This window comes from Haloarchaeobius ordinarius, from assembly GCF_051801355.1.
Classification (GTDB): Archaea; Halobacteriota; Halobacteria; order Halobacteriales; family Natrialbaceae; genus Haloarchaeobius.
In genome coordinates this window covers 334,162-350,404 of the sequence record NZ_CP196560.1, presented here as the reverse complement: position 1 = coordinate 350,404, position 16,243 = coordinate 334,162, and the positions used below count along the sequence as shown (strand labels likewise).

Genomic DNA, 16,243 nt, shown 5'->3' with positions numbered 1-16,243 from the left:
GTCGCCTCGTGGACCTGACAGGGTCGCGCTCATATCCCTCTGGTGCGTACCATTACCATGAAAACGCCAACCACACTCGAAGAGGAACTCGTCTCGGCCTGCCGAACAGGACTCGGTGATAGCCTGCGCTCGGTCATCGTGTTCACGCCCGACGACTGGGACGTCGTGTACATCCGCAAGGACCTCCGCGAGGCCGAGGAGGACCTCCGCGAGGTCAAGGCCGAAATCGTCGAGAACGAACGCATGGGGTTCACGTCGCAGGAGACGTACGGGACGCTCGCCGCTCGTGACGACGTGGGCAGTTCCCTCGGACAGTACCGCCTCACCATCCGTGTGTTCGACCGCGGCTACCTCAGCCGGGTCATCGTCGGTGGCCGCGGGGTCATCGCCACTACCGACGAGATGGACATCGACGCCTTCGAGGACGTGGCGACGACGGTGCGGAAACTGCTCGAAGCCTAGGAGTCGGTTGCCGCGTCGGCCCCGGAGTCGTCGGTGTCGTCTGCGTCTTTCGTCTCGAGTATCTCGTCGGCGATGCGTTCGGTGTCCTTCCCGCTGAGTGCCGACTCCACGAGGAGGTGACCGCCGATACTCGCCGGGCTGATGACGGTGTCTGCCCCCGCACGCCGGAGTTTTCCGGCGTTCTCGGTGTCGGTCGCGGCCGCGACGATGCGAACGTCGGGTCGGAGCTGGCGAGCCGTCAGCACGGCCAGTGCGTCCTCGGCGTCGTTGTTCGTGGCCGCGACGACAGCCGTCGCGTCCTTCAGTTGAGCGCGCTGGAGCGGTTCCTCGTCGCTCGGGTCGGCCGTAAGGACGTTCATGCCGCGTTCCGAGAGTTCGGCGGCCCGCGTCTGGTCGGGCGTGATGACGACGAACGGGACGTTCCCGGCCGTGAGTTCTTCGAGAATCGGTTCCGTCAAGTCACCGTAACCGAGGACGATGACGTGGTTTTCGAGGAGTTCGAGCTGTGTATCAGTCATTCTACCGAGTGCGCGTGCGAACCGTGCTTCGATGATTGGTGAGAACAGTGCACCGAGTGCGACCGCGAAACTGGCCGTCCCGAGGACGACCACGGAGATGGCGAACAGTTCGCCCTGGAAGCTATCGGGTGTGACGTCGCCGTAGCCGACCGTACTCGCGGTCACGATGGTGAAGTAGAAGGCGTCGAGCAGGCCGAGGGACCCCTCGCCGATGCGTGGGAACTCGTCACGGAGGGCGTACCCGCCGATGGTCCCGTAGAACTGGACGCCGACCAGAGCGAGGCCGGCAGCCTTCTGGGTCGCGGTGAGTTCGACCTCGCGGTCGAACCGGCGGCGGTTGAGAAACAGGAACGGGATACTCACCAGCGAGAGCGCGATGAGGGGGACCGAGAACCTGCTCGCCTGGACGACGCCCTGGATGGCCGTCACCGGGAAGAGCACCAGCGCGAGGTACCACGACGACCGGAGGCCACGCCGGAGGCCGTACGCGCCGACCAGCATCACGAACCCCGTGAGTGTCCCCGTGAATCCCGCCGTCTTCTGGACCGACGCCGGAAACCAGCTCCCGAAGAATATCGGCGTCGTCTCGACGGCCATGTTGGTGATACCGGTGGCGATGGAGAGCAGCGCGACTGCTGTCGTCAGCGCGACGGGAGCGCGGGCACCGAACAACCGACTCGTCGACACCATTGTCTATCGTGTCTCGTTCGCGCTGTCGGATAAAGAACGCTATCCCGGATGTGCCTGTGAGCGTCGATTTTGGGTTGCCTTTGGCGATACTGGTTTATCGTCGGCGAGTGATGCGTCCGCCATGGCGTCACTTCCGGCCGATATCCTCATCGGACTCTATCTCGGTCTGCTCGCGGGCATCATCCCGGCGCTCGTCTCGGGCAGCCTCGGCTTCATCTTCAAGTACTTCACCGGGGTGACGGTACCCGGACTGGGTGTCGTCGTCCTCGCGACGGCCATCGCTGGCATCAACGGCGGGCTGATGGGCTTGCTCGAAGAGAGCGTAAAGAGCTCACCGCGTATCCTCACGGCTGCTGTGGTCGTGATGATGCTCTCGCTGTGGGCGCACAGCCAGGGCGACAAGCTCGGTGCCGAGATGCCCCGGCGGTTCTCCCTGTCGCGGCTACGAAAACGAACGCTCTCTGCGGACGTGGTGGACTTCGTCGGTGGCGTCGGCAAGGTGACTATCACGCCGACGGGCCCGATTCGTGACATGGAAGGGTATCCACCGCTCCCCACCGACCTCCGTGAGACGCTCGCGGAGGGGTCGTGGGCGCTGCCCGCCGACCTCCCGCTGTCGGAACTCGAGACGCGACTCACCGAGCGCCTGAAGACCGAGTACGACCTCGCGGACGCGGCGGTTTCACTCGACTCGCGGGCCCGGGCGAGCATCACGGCGGCGCCGCCCGCCAGCGGCCTCTCCCGACGTGTCCCGACCGGCAAACGAGCCGTCTCGGTTCAGGCGCTGGTGCCGACGGGCTGTGCTCGTGGCGACGACGTGACGTTGCACACCGACATCGGCCGGACCGACGGGCGACTCCTCAGTGGCGACTCCGGCGGCTCGAAACCGTCGAAAGCGGAGGAACCGACGGACGCGACCGCTGCGACCGACGGCGGTACCGACGAGGTGCCCGCTCACACCCCGTCGACCGCACCGACGACGACCGGCGGCGAAGGCCGACTCACGGTCGCGGTCCCCCGGCCCACGGCGCCCGACCTGCTTGGCGTCGACCGGGCCCGTGTCACCGTCCGGTCGCGTGGCACCCGCCGCGAGTTCGAACTCGTCTCGCTGCTCCGGCGCTCCGGCAAGCGGTTCCGGAAGGTGACCGTCCGTACCGGCGGCCCGCTCGACGGCAAGACCATCGGCGAGGCGAGCATTCGAGACAGCTACGACGTGGCAGTCATGGCGATTCGAAAACCACCCGCCGAGGGCGTGACAGAGCAGAACCGCCGGTGGGTGTTCTCGCCGCGCGGGTCGACCGACCTGCAGGCCGGTGACGAACTGTTCGCGGTCGGCCGTCGACCAGCCCTCGATTCGTTCTCGGAGGTGGTCGCCTGATGACGGCCGTTTTCGCGATTCCCACGCAGATCTTCGTGCCCGATACCGTCACCGCCAGCCAGCTGTTCGTCGCCATCCTCCGGATTCTCAGCCTCGGTGCGCTCGCCGCCGCAGTCAGCGGCCTCGTCGCGGTCGTCTACCGGTGGTACACCCGCGAAGGGGTCCCAGATGGAGTCGCCCTCTTGCTCGGTATCGGCGCCGTCGCACTCGTCCTGAACACCGAGGAGACCCTGGCGAGTACGACTTCTATCGACACGATATCGGCGGCGACGACCGTCATCAGCATCCTCGTCAGCGGTATCGGGGCCGACCTCGGTCGTCGCGGTGGCGACGCGTTCGCGGCCAACGCCTTCGCGGTCACCGGTGCCGCGAAACTCGACCGCGAAGTGTCCCAACTCGTCCGGGCGGTCGGCCGCGCGGTCACCGTGACCCTGCCCGACGAGGTCGAGGACATCGACGGGTACGACCCGGTCGACCCGAAGACGAAGGAATCGCTCGCCGAGACCACCTTCGTCTTCCCGCGGCGCATCACCGTCGCGGAGTTGCGCGACCGCATCGTCTCTCGACTCAAAGACGACTACGGCGTCGGCCACGTCGACATCGAGGTCGCCGAAGACGGCACCGTCTCCTACCTCGCGGTGGGGTCGCGAGCGGCCGGTCTCGGGCCGACGCTCGCGCCCGGCACCGTCGCCGTCGCCATCGAGGCCGACCCCGCCTACGCTGCCAGTCCGGGCGACGTCGTGCAGGTGTGGGAACACACCGAGGACGGCCTCCAGCGCCGTGCCACGGGTGAACTTCGCGCCACCAGAGGAGACGTGGTCACCCTCGCCGTCGACGAGACCGACGCCGAGGCGCTCTCGGATTCGACCCAGTACCGCCTCGTCACGCTCCCGGCCGAACCCAGCGCCGACCGCGAGTTCGCCTCCCTGCTCAGGGTCGCCGACGAGACCATGGGTGCGGTCGCCATCGACGAGGGTTCACCACTGGCCGACCTCACCGTCGGCGCGCTCGACGTGACCGTCGCCGCCATCCGCAGCTCCGACGGGACCGTGACCGCGACCCCCTCGCGGAACACGCCGCTCCCGGCCGGTACTACCGTCTACGTCATCGCCCGGCCCGACGAGTTACGGACCTTCGAGACCGCCGCGAGGGCGGCTGCCGACACGGGACCGCACCAGCAGGCAGAAACGCTTTCGTGACTCCGTCGGTGAGTTCCGGTATGCACTGGAAGCTGTTCGCGGACCTCGCGGAGGTGGCCGGGACGAAGGAGGCCGACGTCGACGTGGCGAGCGACGATGCGACCGTCGGCACGGCGCTAGAGGCGCTGTTCGAGGCGCATCCCGGCCTCCGCGAGCGCGTGCTCGACGACGACGGGGAGGTAGCCCCGCAGATAAACATCCTGAAGAACGGCTCGAACGTCCAGATGGAAGGTGACGGGCTGGACGAACCCGTGACTGAGGACGACGAACTGGCGCTGTTCCCGCCGGTGAGTGGCGGCGCGTTGTAGCGGTCTGGCTGTCTGGCTGTCTGGTTTCTGGTTGTCGCCGTTCCGTTTGTTGCGTGCTCGAAACCGGCAGGGAACCCGACTTCGTCGACCCGCGCTGGGGGCGATGACCGCGACCGCACAGTACCGCACCTCGCCCTCCCCAGCCGACTCCCTCCGTTCCACTCCGGTCGTCCCTCGCGCCTGCAACTCCCGGCTTTGCTGGCGCAAAGCACGGGACTCGGCGCGCGCCTGGTGAATCGCCCGGCATCGATGACTGGTGGGTGGTCCGCTGTCGGCGCGTGCTGGCGGACCGCCGAACGCCAGTGCGGCTGGTCGGCGGAGCCGCGCGAGGGATGAGGACCGAAGCGAAACGGAGCGAAGCGGAGTGACTCGAGGGCCGCAGTCGGCTGGGGAGGCCGTGGTGCGGTTCTATTGCTATCGGCGGAGTGAACTGCTCGCCGTCACGTTCACCGTTCTCGACGCCTCACGAGTATCCGCAGAGACCACCCGAAAACCAACAGAAATCGAAGGCGAACGACCCGTTACCGCGAGCCGAACTGGCCGCGATAGTCGGCCGTCAAATCCGCGGCCATCACGAAGTCGGGTTCGTCAGAAATCCCCGCACGAAGCAACGACGCATCGGAGACGTACTCGACGGTCTCGGGGATGAGGACCCGGACGTGGTCGGCGTCGAGTGATGCGGCGTCGCGCTTCACAGCAGCCACCAGCTCCCGGGCCGCGTCGAGGTCGTCCCAGCCGGCGACGCCGTACTCGGCCCAGGTCTTCGGCTCGCCCTCCTCGTTCTCGCGCTCGTAGTCCCGGACCCGGTACGTGACGCCGCGAACGCCCGAGTCACTCGTTACGGCGGCGAGCATCTGGTTCTCGGCGGCGCGCTCGAACAGTTCGGGGCGTAGCTCGACGACGGCCCAGGATTCGTCCATGGCCAATCCGAGGCCCCGGAGGTGGTCGCGGGCGTCGCAGTCGGTCCAGTAGTTCCAGGCGACGTTCGGGTCGTCGGTCGTGTCGAGGGGACCTTCCGCCGCCGAATCGGGGTCGGGGTGCATCCAGCGGAACTCGGTCGCGGGGCCGAAGCCGACGCCGCGGGAGTGGCCCAGCCCCATCGTGTTCCACGAGAACACCATGTTCCGGGCGACGGTGGCCCCCTGCTCGCGGGCCCAGTCCCACATCTCGTGGGTGAGCTCCAGGCCGATGGCCTGCCCGCGGTAGTCGGGGTCGGTGCGCATCCCCTGACACCAGGCTTCGCGCCCGGAGAGCAGGACGGTCTGGGCGATGGAGACGACCTGCCCGTCGACCTCGGCGACGCAGGTGTACTGCCGGTCGTACTGGTCCTCCTCTTCGAGCCAGTCGTGGTAGATGCGCGGGATGTAGTCGCTCCCGTCGCGGTCGGCCCACGTGTCCTCGGTGAACCCGACCACGTCGTCGTAGTCGTCGTGGGTCGCGCGGCGGTAGGTGACTTCGGCGGCGGCGTCGACCATCTACGCGCTCCAGGGTCGGGACTGCTCGGTTATCTCACCGGCCAGCGGTTCGCGCATGGTCTTTGCGATTTCTGCGTCGTCGCGGTTCGCCAGCGCCCACATGAGCTTGACTTTCGCGACGGCGGGGAGCATGTCCTCGCCTTCGACGACGCCCGCGTCGAGCAGGTCACGCCCCGTGTCGTACACGCGGTCGCAGACCCGCCCTTCGAGACACTGGCTGGTCATGACGACGTGGGTGCCGTCCTCGACCAGTTCCTCGATGGTCGGGATGAAGTCGGTGTGGACGTGACCGAGGCCGGTTCCCTCGATGACGACTCCAGCTTTCCCCCGGCACGCCTCGAAGAACGCGGGGTCCATGCCGGGCGTGAACTTCACGAGTTCGACCTCGGATTCGAGGTCCGGGGAGATGGCGAGGTCGGCCTCGCCGCGGGGGTCGTACTCGCCGTGGAACTCGACGGTCTCGGAATCGTAGTCGACGATGCCAAGCGGCTCCGCCCCGATAGTCTGGAAAGCGTCACGGCGTGAGGTGTGGTTCTTGCGGACGCGGGTGCCGCGGTGGAGCGCACAGTAGTCGTCGCTCTCGGAGCCGTGCATGCAGACCATGACCTCGGCGGCGTCGGCCTTCGCGGCCTCGACGGCACACACGGCGTTCATCACGTTGTCCGAGGAGGGGCGGTCCGCCGAGCGCTGGCTGCCGGTGAAGACGATGGGGACCGGCGTGTCGAGCATGAACGACAGCGCCGACGCGGAGTACTGCATCGTGTCGGTGCCGTGCATGACGACGACCCCGTCGGCCCCGTTCTCGACCTCCTCGTGGACGGCTTCCGCGAGGTCCTGCCAGATGGGAACCTCCATGTTCTCCGAGAGGATGTTCGCGACGACGCGGCCGCGGTAGTTCGCCCGGCCCGCGAGGTCCGGAACCGCCCGGAGCACGTCCTCGGCGTCGAACTGGGCGGTCACCGCGCCGGTTCGGTAGTCGACGGTGGAGGCGATGGTGCCACCGGTCGAGATGAGTGCGATGGTGGGGAGGTCGGGGTCGAACTCCACTTCGGAAGTATCGCTGCCTTCTTTCTGTGCGTCCTCTATCTGGTAGACGTCCGACTCCAGCACCTCGACGTCGCTCTCGTCGCGGTCGATACCGACGTTGTAGCCACCGTCGAGTTTGACCACCAGCTGTGCGGCTGTCGACGACGGGAGCAAGACGCCCTCGTACTCGCTGTCCGCCCGCGTGACGCGGACGCGGTCGCCTGGGTTCATGCGAGGCGCTTCGCTACGCCTGCACCTAAAGGCATCCTTCTGGGTCATGCTGGAGTCCGGCGACACCCCGGCGAAGCCGTCATCGGACCACGAAAAGGCTCTTGTCAGTTCCTGCACTACTCTCGCGTATGTCCGACCGCGGCGACGAGAAGACGGTCGAGAAACCCCCGGAGAAGTCCACGGAGGACCTCCTCGCGGAGACCGAGGACCTCCTCGCCGGTCTGGAGGGCAATGACGACGGTGGGTCAGGCAGCGACCAGACGGGCCAGAAGCGCCGGAAACGCGACCGCCGCGCCAGTTCGGAGGAGGCGAACGCGGACCTCGACCTGGGACTCGACGACGAACCCGCGAGGAAACAGCCGTCGTCCGGCTCGAAGAGCGACGAAGGGCTGACCAGGTACTTCAACCCCAGGTCGTTCCTGCTCGCGAGCGTCCTGCTGACCGTCGGCTTCGTCGCCGCCGGGTTCACCCCGCTCCTCGGCGGCATCGCGAGCTTCGTCGGGATGGTCGGGGCCGCATTCGTCTACGGTCTCGCAACGTCCCGAAAACGCTACGTGGAGACGGGGCTCGCCGGTCTCGGAGTCGGTCTCGGCACCGCCCTGCTCAACAACTTCCGGTTCGCGTTCATCCCCGGCGGGGAGTGGCTCCTCGTCTTCGGTGCGGGCCTGGGCCTGGTCGGTGCGCTCGTCGGCTACTACTTCGGGAGCGACTTGCGAAACGGCCTCACCTCGGACCCGGACGACTTCGAAGACGACCTCTCCTGGTGAGCGGTTTCGTCGTGTTCGCGTTCGTCTGTAGAATCAGTCCGCCAGCGCCCAGCCCTCGCCCGTGTATCTCACCAGTCCGTTCTCCTGCAAGTCGGCGAGTACCTCCTCGACCATCGCTGGCGGGGCGTCGACCGAGTTGGCGATCTCGATGACCGACTTCGGCTCTGACCGGACCGCGAGCAAGGTATCCGCGTAGAGCCGGGAATCGGAGCCTGCACCGACCGTCTCGGTAATCTTGTCGAGCACGTCCGTCATGCGACCCTGCACCCACCGCTGTGCCATCGAGAGTTCGTTCTCTAACTCTTCGAGCCGGGAGAGGTCAGCGATGAGGTCCCGCGGTTCGTGTTCGTCTTCGGAGTACTGCACGTCGAGCTTGAGGTGGCGACACGCCGTCATGTCGAGGCTCTTCGAGGCCGGATAGGCGCTCTTGGTGGCGAAGCCGTAGGGGGAGACGTTCACCTCCAGTCGGAGGTTACGCGCGATGTGGAAGTACTTGCGGCGTTGGTCGTCGGTGTGGCTCTCGATGAGGCCGGCGTCCTCCAGCTTGCGGAGGTGTTCGATGACGGCCTTCGGGCTGACACCGAGGTACTCGCTTATCTCGGTCACGTAGCAGGGCTTGCGTGCCAGCAGACGAAGTATCCGCCTGCGATTCTCGTTCCCGAGCAGGTCGAGCAAGGCCGCTGAATCCATCTATGCCAACGTTGGCGAGGGGCGCGTAAAAGAATGTCTGTGCTCAGCGCCGTGCCGCGATACGGTCTGCGACGAGGCTGGGGCCGTTTCCGTTGCCGCCGCCGTTGCCGCCACCGCCGTTGCCGCCGCCATTGCCGCCACCGCCGTTGCCGCCGCCATTACCGCCGCCGTTGCTGCCACCGTTACCGCCACCGTTTCCCGGGTCGGTCGGCCGGCCCTGTCCACCGGTCTCGTTCCCCGTCGCGTTCCCGTTCCCGTTTCCCGGGGTCTCCTCGGGCGGGCCACCGTTGCCATTGCCGTTGCCGTTCGACTCGTTGTCGGTGCCCCTGTCCGGGCCCAGGCCGGGGATGTCATCGGGCGGGCCGCCACCGGCGAGTTCGCGGGCCATCGCGGCCACCTCCGGGCCGGTCAGGTTACTCGCGTTCGTCCGGAGTTCGTCGAGCCGCGTCGTGTTCACGCCGACCGTCTTCGCCCGGGTCTCCGTCTGGTCGATCGCGTCGGAGAGGGCGGCCAGCTGGCTCGTGATGGACGCGAGCTGTGCCCGGTAGGCGACCGGGTTCATCTCGTCTTTGCGCTCTTGCAACCGCTGTTTCTTCTTCTCGAGTGCCGTCAGCCGCGCGTCGAGCGAGTTCACGCGTCCGTCGACCAGCGCCCGCTTCGAGTCGTTCGTCGTCGAATCGTTCCAGGCTGCACTCCACATACCGGAGTCGACCGACGCGTTGGCGTCGGTCGCACTCGACTGCATGAACGTCGAAATCTGTGACCCCATGGACGCGTTCGCGTCCGTCGTCTCGTTCTCGGGTACCTGAACGTCTCCGTGCGCGTCACCTGTCGGCAGGGAGACTCCCGGCTGGGGCCCCGTCGCTGCGACGGTGACCGCCCCTGTGACGAGCGAGAGACTGAGCACCACGGCGAGTATACTCCGCATCACCTACTCCTACCCTTCCCACCACTAAAAAGTCGGGACACTGTTCGGACCGTTCACTGGGTGTTCAACGGTGCCTTTCGGTCCGTTCAGAACCGTTTTTCGGCGCGTTTCACGGTCGAATTGCAGGTCGATATAAGTACTCGCCACAACCCTTTTGGGTGTCAATGCCTCACACACATCTGCATAGCGATGTTCGAGGAATTCTCTCGCAGTTACTACCTCGGTCGACTGTACGTCACGCCGTCCGACGGGGACGGCGCCGTCATGGCCCGCGACCAGCACGAACGAGTGACAGAACAGCTCTACCACGATGGCTCCGGCATCACGCGACTCGACAGCCCACTCGTCGTGAAACTCGACACGGCCCACCTCGCCGTCCACGGCGACGGGGCCATCCCCGCGGACACACTCGCGATTCCGTCCCGACTGTTCGACCGACTCGACCTCTCGAACCCGCCCGCACTCACCGAGGTGTTCCTGGCGAAAGCCGACCGGGCGAGCCAGTTGCTCCAGTTCACGAGGTACAGTGAGGGCCTCCTGTCGGACGACGAGACCCCGGAGAGTGCAGACTCGTGGGGCGACGACTGGACCTTCGGGGCCTGACCGGACGCCGGAACGTAGAAGTGTCCGGCTCGCACGGTTCTATTCGATGCTCGACGAGTTGCTCGGCCGCGCGGAGCTGAAGACGCGCATCGAGGAGCTGGCAGACGAGAAAGAACGCCTCCGGAACCAGCTCGAGGCCGAACAGGAACGGCGTGCGGACGCCGCGACCGCGAGACAGGCAGCGGAGGAACGCGTGAACCGACTCGAAGACCGAATCGCCCAGCTCGAAGGCGAACTGGAGCGCGTCGGCAGCGACGAGGCCGACCTCGCGTTCCGGGGTGAAGAAGACCTCCGTGGCGACCGGTTGTCGGAGGTGCTCTCCCGGCTGGAGAGCGTCGAGACCGGGCCGGAAGGCGCGCTCTCCGCGATGGTGACCGACGAGGTCCCGGACGAGGCGGCCGACGCGCTCGGTGACCGGGCCGCGTTGCTCGACCGGGCCGCACCCTGCCTCTTCTTCGCCGACGACGCGGGGTTGGTCCAGGTCGCACTCGACCCATCCATCGCCCCCGAGGCGTTCTGCGAGTGGGGTGACGGGTTCCGGCTCGACCGGTCCTGGTTCGAGCCGACCGGGCGGTTCTCGCTGGCGCTCGTCCGTGCCGACCTGTTCGCACTCGGCACCTACGAGGGCCGCGAGCGGGTCGCCGTCTCCGGGTTCGAGAGCGACGTGAAGGGCAAGCACTCGAAGGGCGGCTTCTCACAGGCTCGCTTCGAGCGCATCCGCGACGAACAGATCGACTCGCACCTCGACGACTGCCGGGCCGCCATCGCCGACCGTGAGGCCGACCGACTCGTCGTCGTGGGCGACCGCCGCCTCGTCCGGGAGTTCGCCGACGAGGCGGTCGCGACCGCAGCCGTCGACGCCACCGGCGACCCGGCGGCGGCACTCTCGGACGCGTTCTACGAGTTCTTCTCGGTCCGGCTCCACCGTCTCTGACCGTCAGGAACGGTCCGGTGACGCTGGCGAGTCGCGCCGTGGTTCAGAATCGGCCGGTCGTGACGACTGGACGCGGTCCTCTGTGTCGTCGTCGTCCGCGGCGACCTGCACGCGCGGCAGGGTGACGGTGACGACCGTCCCGTCGTCGCCGGTGTCGAACGTGACGCCGCCACCGACCGCGTGGACGCCCCAGTTGACCACCCAGAGCCCGAGACCACTCCCGTGGTCCAGTGGTGTCTCCGCCTCGTTCGAGAGCGGTGCCCGCTCCGAACTCGGGATACCTGGACCGTCGTCGGCGACGACGACCCGGACGGTGTCGTCCTCGCACTCGAACGTCACACTGACGAGCTGTTCGGCCCCCGTGTTGTGTGCAGCCGCGTTGACGAGCAGGTTCTGGACGACCGTCTCACAGACGTCGGGGGCGGGGACCATCGCACGAGCGGGAACGTCGGACTCGACGGTCACCGCCGGGTATTCGGACCTGACGGCCGAGACGAGTGCCGTCACCCGTCCCGCGAGGTCGCCAGTCGTCTCGTTGTCAGAGTCGAGGACGAGCTGAAGCTCGCGGGCACGCTTCGAGATGGTCACGATGTCGGTGGTCACGTCGCGGATGTCGGCGGCAGTCGAGGCGAGTTCGTCGTCTTCGGCTCGCTCCTCGAGCAGCTGTGCGTAGCCGGCGACGATGGTCACGTCGTTCCGGACGTTGTGGCGGAGGACCCGGTTGAGGACTGACAGTCGTTTGTCGCGGCGGTGTCGTTCCGTCACGTCGGTGAGCACGAGGACGTGGCCGAGTTCCCTGTCGCGGTGGTCCGTGACCGGCGAACTGCTGACCTCGTACACCCTGTCGTCGACGACCGCCTGACGCTGTGTGGCTCCGCCGTCGGTGCGGGCGGCGACGGCGGGCAGGACTTCGTTCACCGGGACACCTGTCGCGGTCTCTCCGTCCTCGAACAGCGCCTCGGCGGCGGCCGGGTTCGCGTCGACGACCCGGTCGTCGTGGTCGAGGAGTACGACCGCCTCCGTCATGTGCTGGACCATCGCCTGCTGCCCGAGGTGGCGTGATGCCGGGGCCCAGTCGAACCCTTCTTCCTGGAGGATGGCGACGCCGAACGCCAGGCCGGTGAGCGCGAAGGCGTACGGCGTCATGTCGAGGCCAGGGTACGGAGCGTAGCCGAATATCGAGACGACGTTGGCGACGGCCGGGACGCTAGCACCGACGACGAACGCGGCGGTCTGGCTGCGATACACCCCATCCGCGACCACGCCGTGGCGCAACAGCAGCACCGTCCCGGCAGCCATGAGAAGCAGTTCGTAGATGTACATCGTCCAGAACAGCGGCGTGTACTGCTGGTCGATGAGTGTGAGGCCGCGTCGACTGTAGAGGTCGTACCCGCGCCAGAGGTGCGGAATCGGTTCGACCCAGAGGAGTGCGAGGCCGACGACCGGGACGATACAGACCGCCCCGAGGACCCGCCTGTCGAGCCACCCCTCGTGTCCGGTGTACTCGACCGCGAAGACGAACCAGCCGATGGGGATGACGGCGATGCCGAACCACATCACCCGCTCCCAGAACAGTCGAGCGGGTGGTGACCCGATCGGCGTCGAGAGCGCGACCGCGTAGGTCGCGGTGTAGAACGCGATGCCGAGCGCCATCACCCCGAATGCTGCCGTCCCAGGGGCTCTCTGGCGTCGAAACGCGAGGACGCTGAGTGCAACCATGACCACCGAACACCCACCGAGCACCGCCACTGGTGCAGTGAGGACGACACTCGGAAGCATGTCAGTATCTGCCACCCAACCTGTTTAATTTCTTTCGGCCGGTCGTATCCTCTGAAACAGACAAGAGGAATCGACACCTAGCAGCAGTATGGGAGCCAGTAGTACCGGGGGGAACGGATGAGCGTGCAGGACGTCGAACAGGTCGTCGGGGCGTGGGCGAGTGTCGACTGTCAGCCGATGTTCGGGCTCCCGTCGTTCACCGTCGACGGCCGACTGTTCGCCGTGGTCGACGACGACCGGCTCGCACTCACGAAACTCACGACGTCCGAGCGCGAGGCGCTCGCTTCGCTCGTCCCGGTGGAGCCGTTCGTCACCGACGGGTTGAGCGTGGCGGCGTGGGCGGTCGTCTCGGTGGCCGACCTCGGCGTCGTCGAACCGTACCTCCGGACCAGCTACGAGAACGCCCGGAGGAGGTAGTCTTTTTTCGCCCCACCTGAAACGGGCGGATATGCGAATCGCCATCCTCGCCCACGAGAAGTTCCCGGACCGTGCGAAGACCGCACTTGGGCTGTTACGTTACTCGGACGACGAGGTCGTCGCCGTCCTCGACCGCGACGAGGCCGGGTCGCGTGTCGCCGACTTCGTCGGTGACGTACAGGACGCTCCCATCGTCTCGTCCATGGCCGACGCGCCCGACTGCGACGCGCTCGTCGTCGGTATCGCCCCCATCGGCGGCGGCTTCGACGAGTCGTGGCGCGACGACGTACGGACCGCACTCGAACGCGGCTGTGACGTCATCTCGGGACTGCACTACTTCCTCGAAGAGGACGAGGAGTTCGCCGCCCTGGCGGCCGAGCACGACTGTGACATCTGGGACGTCCGCAAGCCCGACCCCGACCTGACCGTCGCCCAGGGCGTTGCCGGGGAGGTCGACGCCGAGGTCGTCCTCACCGTCGGCTCGGACTGCTCGGTCGGGAAGATGACCGCGACGATGGAGCTGTGCGAGGCGGCCCGCGAGGCCGGTCACGACGCGGCCGTGATTCCGACCGGCCAGACCGGTATCATGATAGAGGGGTGGGGCAACCCCATCGACCGCGTCGTGAGCGACTTCACTGCCGGCGCGGTCGAGGAGATGATACTGGAGAAGGGCGACGACCACGACTACCTGTTCGTCGAGGGCCAGGGCGCAATCACGCACCCGGCGTACTCCGCCGTCACCTGCGGCATCCTCCACGGTGCACAGCCTGACGCGCTCGTCCTCTGTCACCAGGCCGGCCGCGAGGTGGTCCACGGCTACGAGGACTACCCGCTGCAGGACGTGGAGACCTACGTCGACCTGTACGAGTCACTCGCCGCGCCGGTCCACGAGGCCGAGGTAGTCGGTGGGGCGCTCAACACGTCGAACGTCGAGTCCGACGAGGCGGCACGGGAGGCGGTCGACGAGTTCGCTGTGGCACTGGACGCCCCGGCGGTCGACCTGGTCCGGTTCGAGCCGGACGACCTGCTGGAGGCGATTCTATGAACGTCGACGTAGAGCGCGTCTCACTCGAACTCGCCGAGACGTTCACCATCTCGCGGGGCTCGCAGGACGTGGCCGAGAACGTCGTCGTCACGCTTTCTGACGGCGAGCACGAGGGTATCGGCGCGGCGGCCCCATCCAGTCACTACGGCGAAACTGCAGACACCGTCGAGGCCGTCCTCGACGGCCTGCGCCCCCGACTCGAAGCCATCGACGACCCGTTCCGCGTCGACGCCATCGAGCGCGACCTCCGGGAGTCCATTCGCGGCAACCCGGCGGCCCGGAGTGCGGTCTCGATCGCGCTCTACGACCTCGTCGGCAAGACGGTCGACCTCCCGCTGTGGCGGTACTGGGGGCTCGACCCCGACGCCGCGCCAGAGACGTCCTACACGGTCGGCATCGCCGACCCAGAGACGATGGGCGAGAAGGCGGCCCGGGCGGCCGACGCCGGCTACGGCATCCTGAAGGTGAAAGTCGGGACCGACGACGACCGGGCGCGAATCGCGGCGGTCGCCGACGCCGCCCCCGGGGCGACTATCCGGGTCGACGCGAACGAGGCGTGGACGCCGAAGGAGGCCGTCGAGAACGCGGCGTGGCTCGCCGACTACGACGTCGAGTTCGTCGAACAGCCGGTCCCTGCGACGGACCCGAAGGGACTTCGATACGTGTACGAGCACGCCCCGCTACCCATCGCGGTCGACGAATCGTGCGTCGAACTCGCCGACGTGCCGCGGGTCGCGGACCGTGCCGACGTGGTCGTGCTCAAGCTGATGAAGTGCGGCGGGCTGGTCGAGGCGCGACGGATGATTCACACCGCGAGAGCCCACGGCCTCGAGGTCATGCTCGGCTGTATGATAGAGTCCGACGCCGCCATCTCCGCGGGCGGACAGCTCGCGCCCCTGTGTGACTACGTCGATTTAGACGGGTCGCTCCTGTTGGCGGACGACGCGGACCCCTACGACGGGCCGGTCCGCGCCGGGGGAGCTATCGACCTGGACGACACGCCCGGTATCGGGCTTCGGTAGCTCGAGCGAGCGCGTCAAGAGAGCAGCGACGAGGCCATCGCGGCGACGTGGGTCGGTCCCCGCGTCGCCAGCCTGCTGGCCCGCAACTGGAGTGATTCTTCTCGCAGGAGTCCCGCACTCGCCAGTTCGTCGTGGCGCGCCGCGACCGTCGCTGGGCTGGCGACACCCGTCGAGGCGGCCCATCGACGGACGGCCGCCGGGTCTGCCTCGTTGTAGGCCGCGGCGAGCAACCCGACGGTCAGGGTGTCTACCCTGTCGTCGCTCCCTCTGGCGGTGTCCAGTGCACCGTCGATGGTCGCGAAGTCGGCCGCGGTCTCCGACCCGACCATCTCGGCGAGCGCCCGCTGTAGCGTCCGGTCCCCGTGGCCGTCGGTCTCCCCCAGCCGCCCCTCGACGGGGAGGCCGAGCCTGACGTAGAGTGCGTGGCCGAGGAGCCACGCGCCGACGACGAACGTGGCGACGAACAGGGCGCGGAGCGCGACCGGGACCGACGACTCGGCGGCCACGACGAAGACGAAGAGGCCGGCCAGCACGAGGACGGTCAGTTCGAGCCACGCGATGGCGAGGCTCGCCGCGACCTCGTCGTCAAGGTCGGTCAACCCGTCACTCTGTGTTGGGAACCGGACCTCGGCGAACAACCGGTCGTAGGGGGCGGTCGCGTCGGCCCGGGTTCGGCCGAGACCCCACAGCCCCACGGCCAGCAAGGAACAGAGTCCGACGGTGAACGCGCTCGCTGCCATTGTGCGTCGAGCGTCGGGATAGATAATTGAC

Annotated in this window: 17 protein-coding genes; 10 read left to right on the top strand and 7 right to left on the bottom strand. The window is 67.4% G+C overall.

Annotation, left to right across the window (positions count from 1 at the left end; all coding sequences use genetic code 11):
* Positions 1-57 precede the first annotated feature (57 nt).
* Positions 58-462, top strand: a complete 405-nt coding sequence (locus ACSC1R_RS01855; RefSeq protein WP_439027370.1) for a DUF7522 family protein — start codon at positions 58-60, stop codon at positions 460-462.
* On the opposite strand, the gene ACSC1R_RS01850 is transcribed toward ACSC1R_RS01855, so the two are convergent.
* Positions 459-1,670, bottom strand: a complete 1,212-nt coding sequence (locus ACSC1R_RS01850; protein WP_439027369.1) for an NAD-binding protein — start codon at positions 1,668-1,670, stop codon at positions 459-461. The genes ACSC1R_RS01855 and ACSC1R_RS01850 overlap by 4 nt on opposite strands.
* A gap of 121 nt (positions 1,671-1,791) precedes the next feature.
* On the opposite strand from ACSC1R_RS01850, the gene ACSC1R_RS01845 reads away from it, so the two are divergent.
* Genes ACSC1R_RS01845 through ACSC1R_RS01835 form a run of 3 tightly spaced genes read left to right on the top strand, consistent with a single transcriptional unit; the run spans position 1,792 to position 4,555 of the window.
* The gene (locus tag ACSC1R_RS01845; protein WP_439027368.1) at positions 1,792-3,048 is read left to right on the top strand and encodes a potassium channel family protein; all 1,257 of its coding nucleotides are present in this window, start codon (positions 1,792-1,794) and stop codon (positions 3,046-3,048) included.
* The gene (locus ACSC1R_RS01840) at positions 3,048-4,247 is read left to right on the top strand and encodes a TrkA C-terminal domain-containing protein (protein ID WP_439027367.1); all 1,200 of its coding nucleotides are present in this window, start codon (positions 3,048-3,050) and stop codon (positions 4,245-4,247) included. Before ACSC1R_RS01845 ends, ACSC1R_RS01840 begins: the two co-directional genes overlap by 1 nt.
* Before the next feature lie 20 nt (positions 4,248-4,267).
* A complete protein-coding gene (locus tag ACSC1R_RS01835) occupies positions 4,268-4,555 on the top strand; it encodes a ubiquitin-like small modifier protein 1 (protein ID WP_439027366.1) in 288 nt (95 codons plus the stop codon).
* Between the two features lie 521 nt (positions 4,556-5,076).
* On the opposite strand, the gene ACSC1R_RS01830 is transcribed toward ACSC1R_RS01835, so the two are convergent.
* Together ACSC1R_RS01830 and gatD are read right to left on the bottom strand one after the other, a co-directional pair.
* Positions 5,077-6,030: a GNAT family N-acetyltransferase gene (locus ACSC1R_RS01830; RefSeq protein WP_439027365.1), complete on the bottom strand. Its 954-nt coding sequence runs from the start codon at positions 6,028-6,030 to the stop codon at positions 5,077-5,079.
* Complete coding sequence (gatD, locus tag ACSC1R_RS01825; RefSeq protein ID WP_439027364.1) at positions 6,031-7,287, bottom strand: Glu-tRNA(Gln) amidotransferase subunit GatD; 1,257 nt, start codon at positions 7,285-7,287, stop codon at positions 6,031-6,033.
* 128 nt (positions 7,288-7,415) lie between these two features.
* On the opposite strand from gatD, the gene ACSC1R_RS01820 reads away from it, so the two are divergent.
* Positions 7,416-8,054: a hypothetical protein gene (locus ACSC1R_RS01820; protein ID WP_439027363.1), complete on the top strand. Its 639-nt coding sequence runs from the start codon at positions 7,416-7,418 to the stop codon at positions 8,052-8,054.
* Between the two features lie 33 nt (positions 8,055-8,087).
* Here ACSC1R_RS01820 and ACSC1R_RS01815 read toward each other — a convergent pair whose 3' ends face one another.
* Both ACSC1R_RS01815 and ACSC1R_RS01810 read right to left on the bottom strand, forming a co-directional pair.
* Entirely contained in the window at positions 8,088-8,744 is a 657-nt protein-coding gene (locus ACSC1R_RS01815) for a metalloregulator ArsR/SmtB family transcription factor (RefSeq protein ID WP_439027362.1), read from the bottom strand.
* Positions 8,745-8,787: 43 nt separating this feature from the next.
* Positions 8,788-9,672, bottom strand: a complete 885-nt coding sequence (locus tag ACSC1R_RS01810; RefSeq protein ID WP_439027361.1) for a hypothetical protein — start codon at positions 9,670-9,672, stop codon at positions 8,788-8,790.
* Positions 9,673-9,861: 189 nt separating this feature from the next.
* Here ACSC1R_RS01810 and ACSC1R_RS01805 point away from each other — a divergent pair, with 189 nt between their 5' ends.
* Positions 9,862-10,275 carry a DUF5802 family protein gene (locus ACSC1R_RS01805; RefSeq protein ID WP_439027360.1) on the top strand — a complete coding sequence of 138 codons (414 nt, stop codon included), beginning with the start codon at positions 9,862-9,864 and terminating at the stop codon, positions 10,273-10,275.
* A gap of 46 nt (positions 10,276-10,321) precedes the next feature.
* Positions 10,322-11,209, top strand: a complete 888-nt coding sequence (locus ACSC1R_RS01800) for a Vms1/Ankzf1 family peptidyl-tRNA hydrolase (protein WP_439027359.1) — start codon at positions 10,322-10,324, stop codon at positions 11,207-11,209.
* A gap of 3 nt (positions 11,210-11,212) precedes the next feature.
* On the opposite strand, the gene ACSC1R_RS01795 is transcribed toward ACSC1R_RS01800, so the two are convergent.
* A complete protein-coding gene (locus tag ACSC1R_RS01795) occupies positions 11,213-12,988 on the bottom strand; it encodes a histidine kinase N-terminal 7TM domain-containing protein (protein WP_439027358.1) in 1,776 nt (591 codons plus the stop codon).
* Between the two features lie 117 nt (positions 12,989-13,105).
* Here ACSC1R_RS01795 and ACSC1R_RS01790 point away from each other — a divergent pair, with 117 nt between their 5' ends.
* Genes ACSC1R_RS01790 through ACSC1R_RS01780 form a run of 3 tightly spaced genes read left to right on the top strand, consistent with a single transcriptional unit; the run spans position 13,106 to position 15,472 of the window.
* Positions 13,106-13,405: a hypothetical protein gene (locus ACSC1R_RS01790; protein WP_439027357.1), complete on the top strand. Its 300-nt coding sequence runs from the start codon at positions 13,106-13,108 to the stop codon at positions 13,403-13,405.
* A gap of 31 nt (positions 13,406-13,436) precedes the next feature.
* Entirely contained in the window at positions 13,437-14,450 is a 1,014-nt protein-coding gene (locus tag ACSC1R_RS01785; RefSeq protein ID WP_439027356.1) for a DUF1611 domain-containing protein, read from the top strand.
* Positions 14,447-15,472, top strand: coding sequence for a dipeptide epimerase (locus ACSC1R_RS01780; RefSeq protein WP_439027355.1), 1,026 nt, complete (start codon positions 14,447-14,449; stop codon positions 15,470-15,472). The genes ACSC1R_RS01785 and ACSC1R_RS01780 overlap by 4 nt, the downstream gene beginning before the upstream one ends.
* Before the next feature lie 14 nt (positions 15,473-15,486).
* Here ACSC1R_RS01780 and ACSC1R_RS01775 read toward each other — a convergent pair whose 3' ends face one another.
* Positions 15,487-16,212, bottom strand: coding sequence for a hypothetical protein (locus ACSC1R_RS01775; protein ID WP_439027354.1), 726 nt, complete (start codon positions 16,210-16,212; stop codon positions 15,487-15,489).
* Between the last annotated feature and the right edge of the window lie 31 nt (positions 16,213-16,243).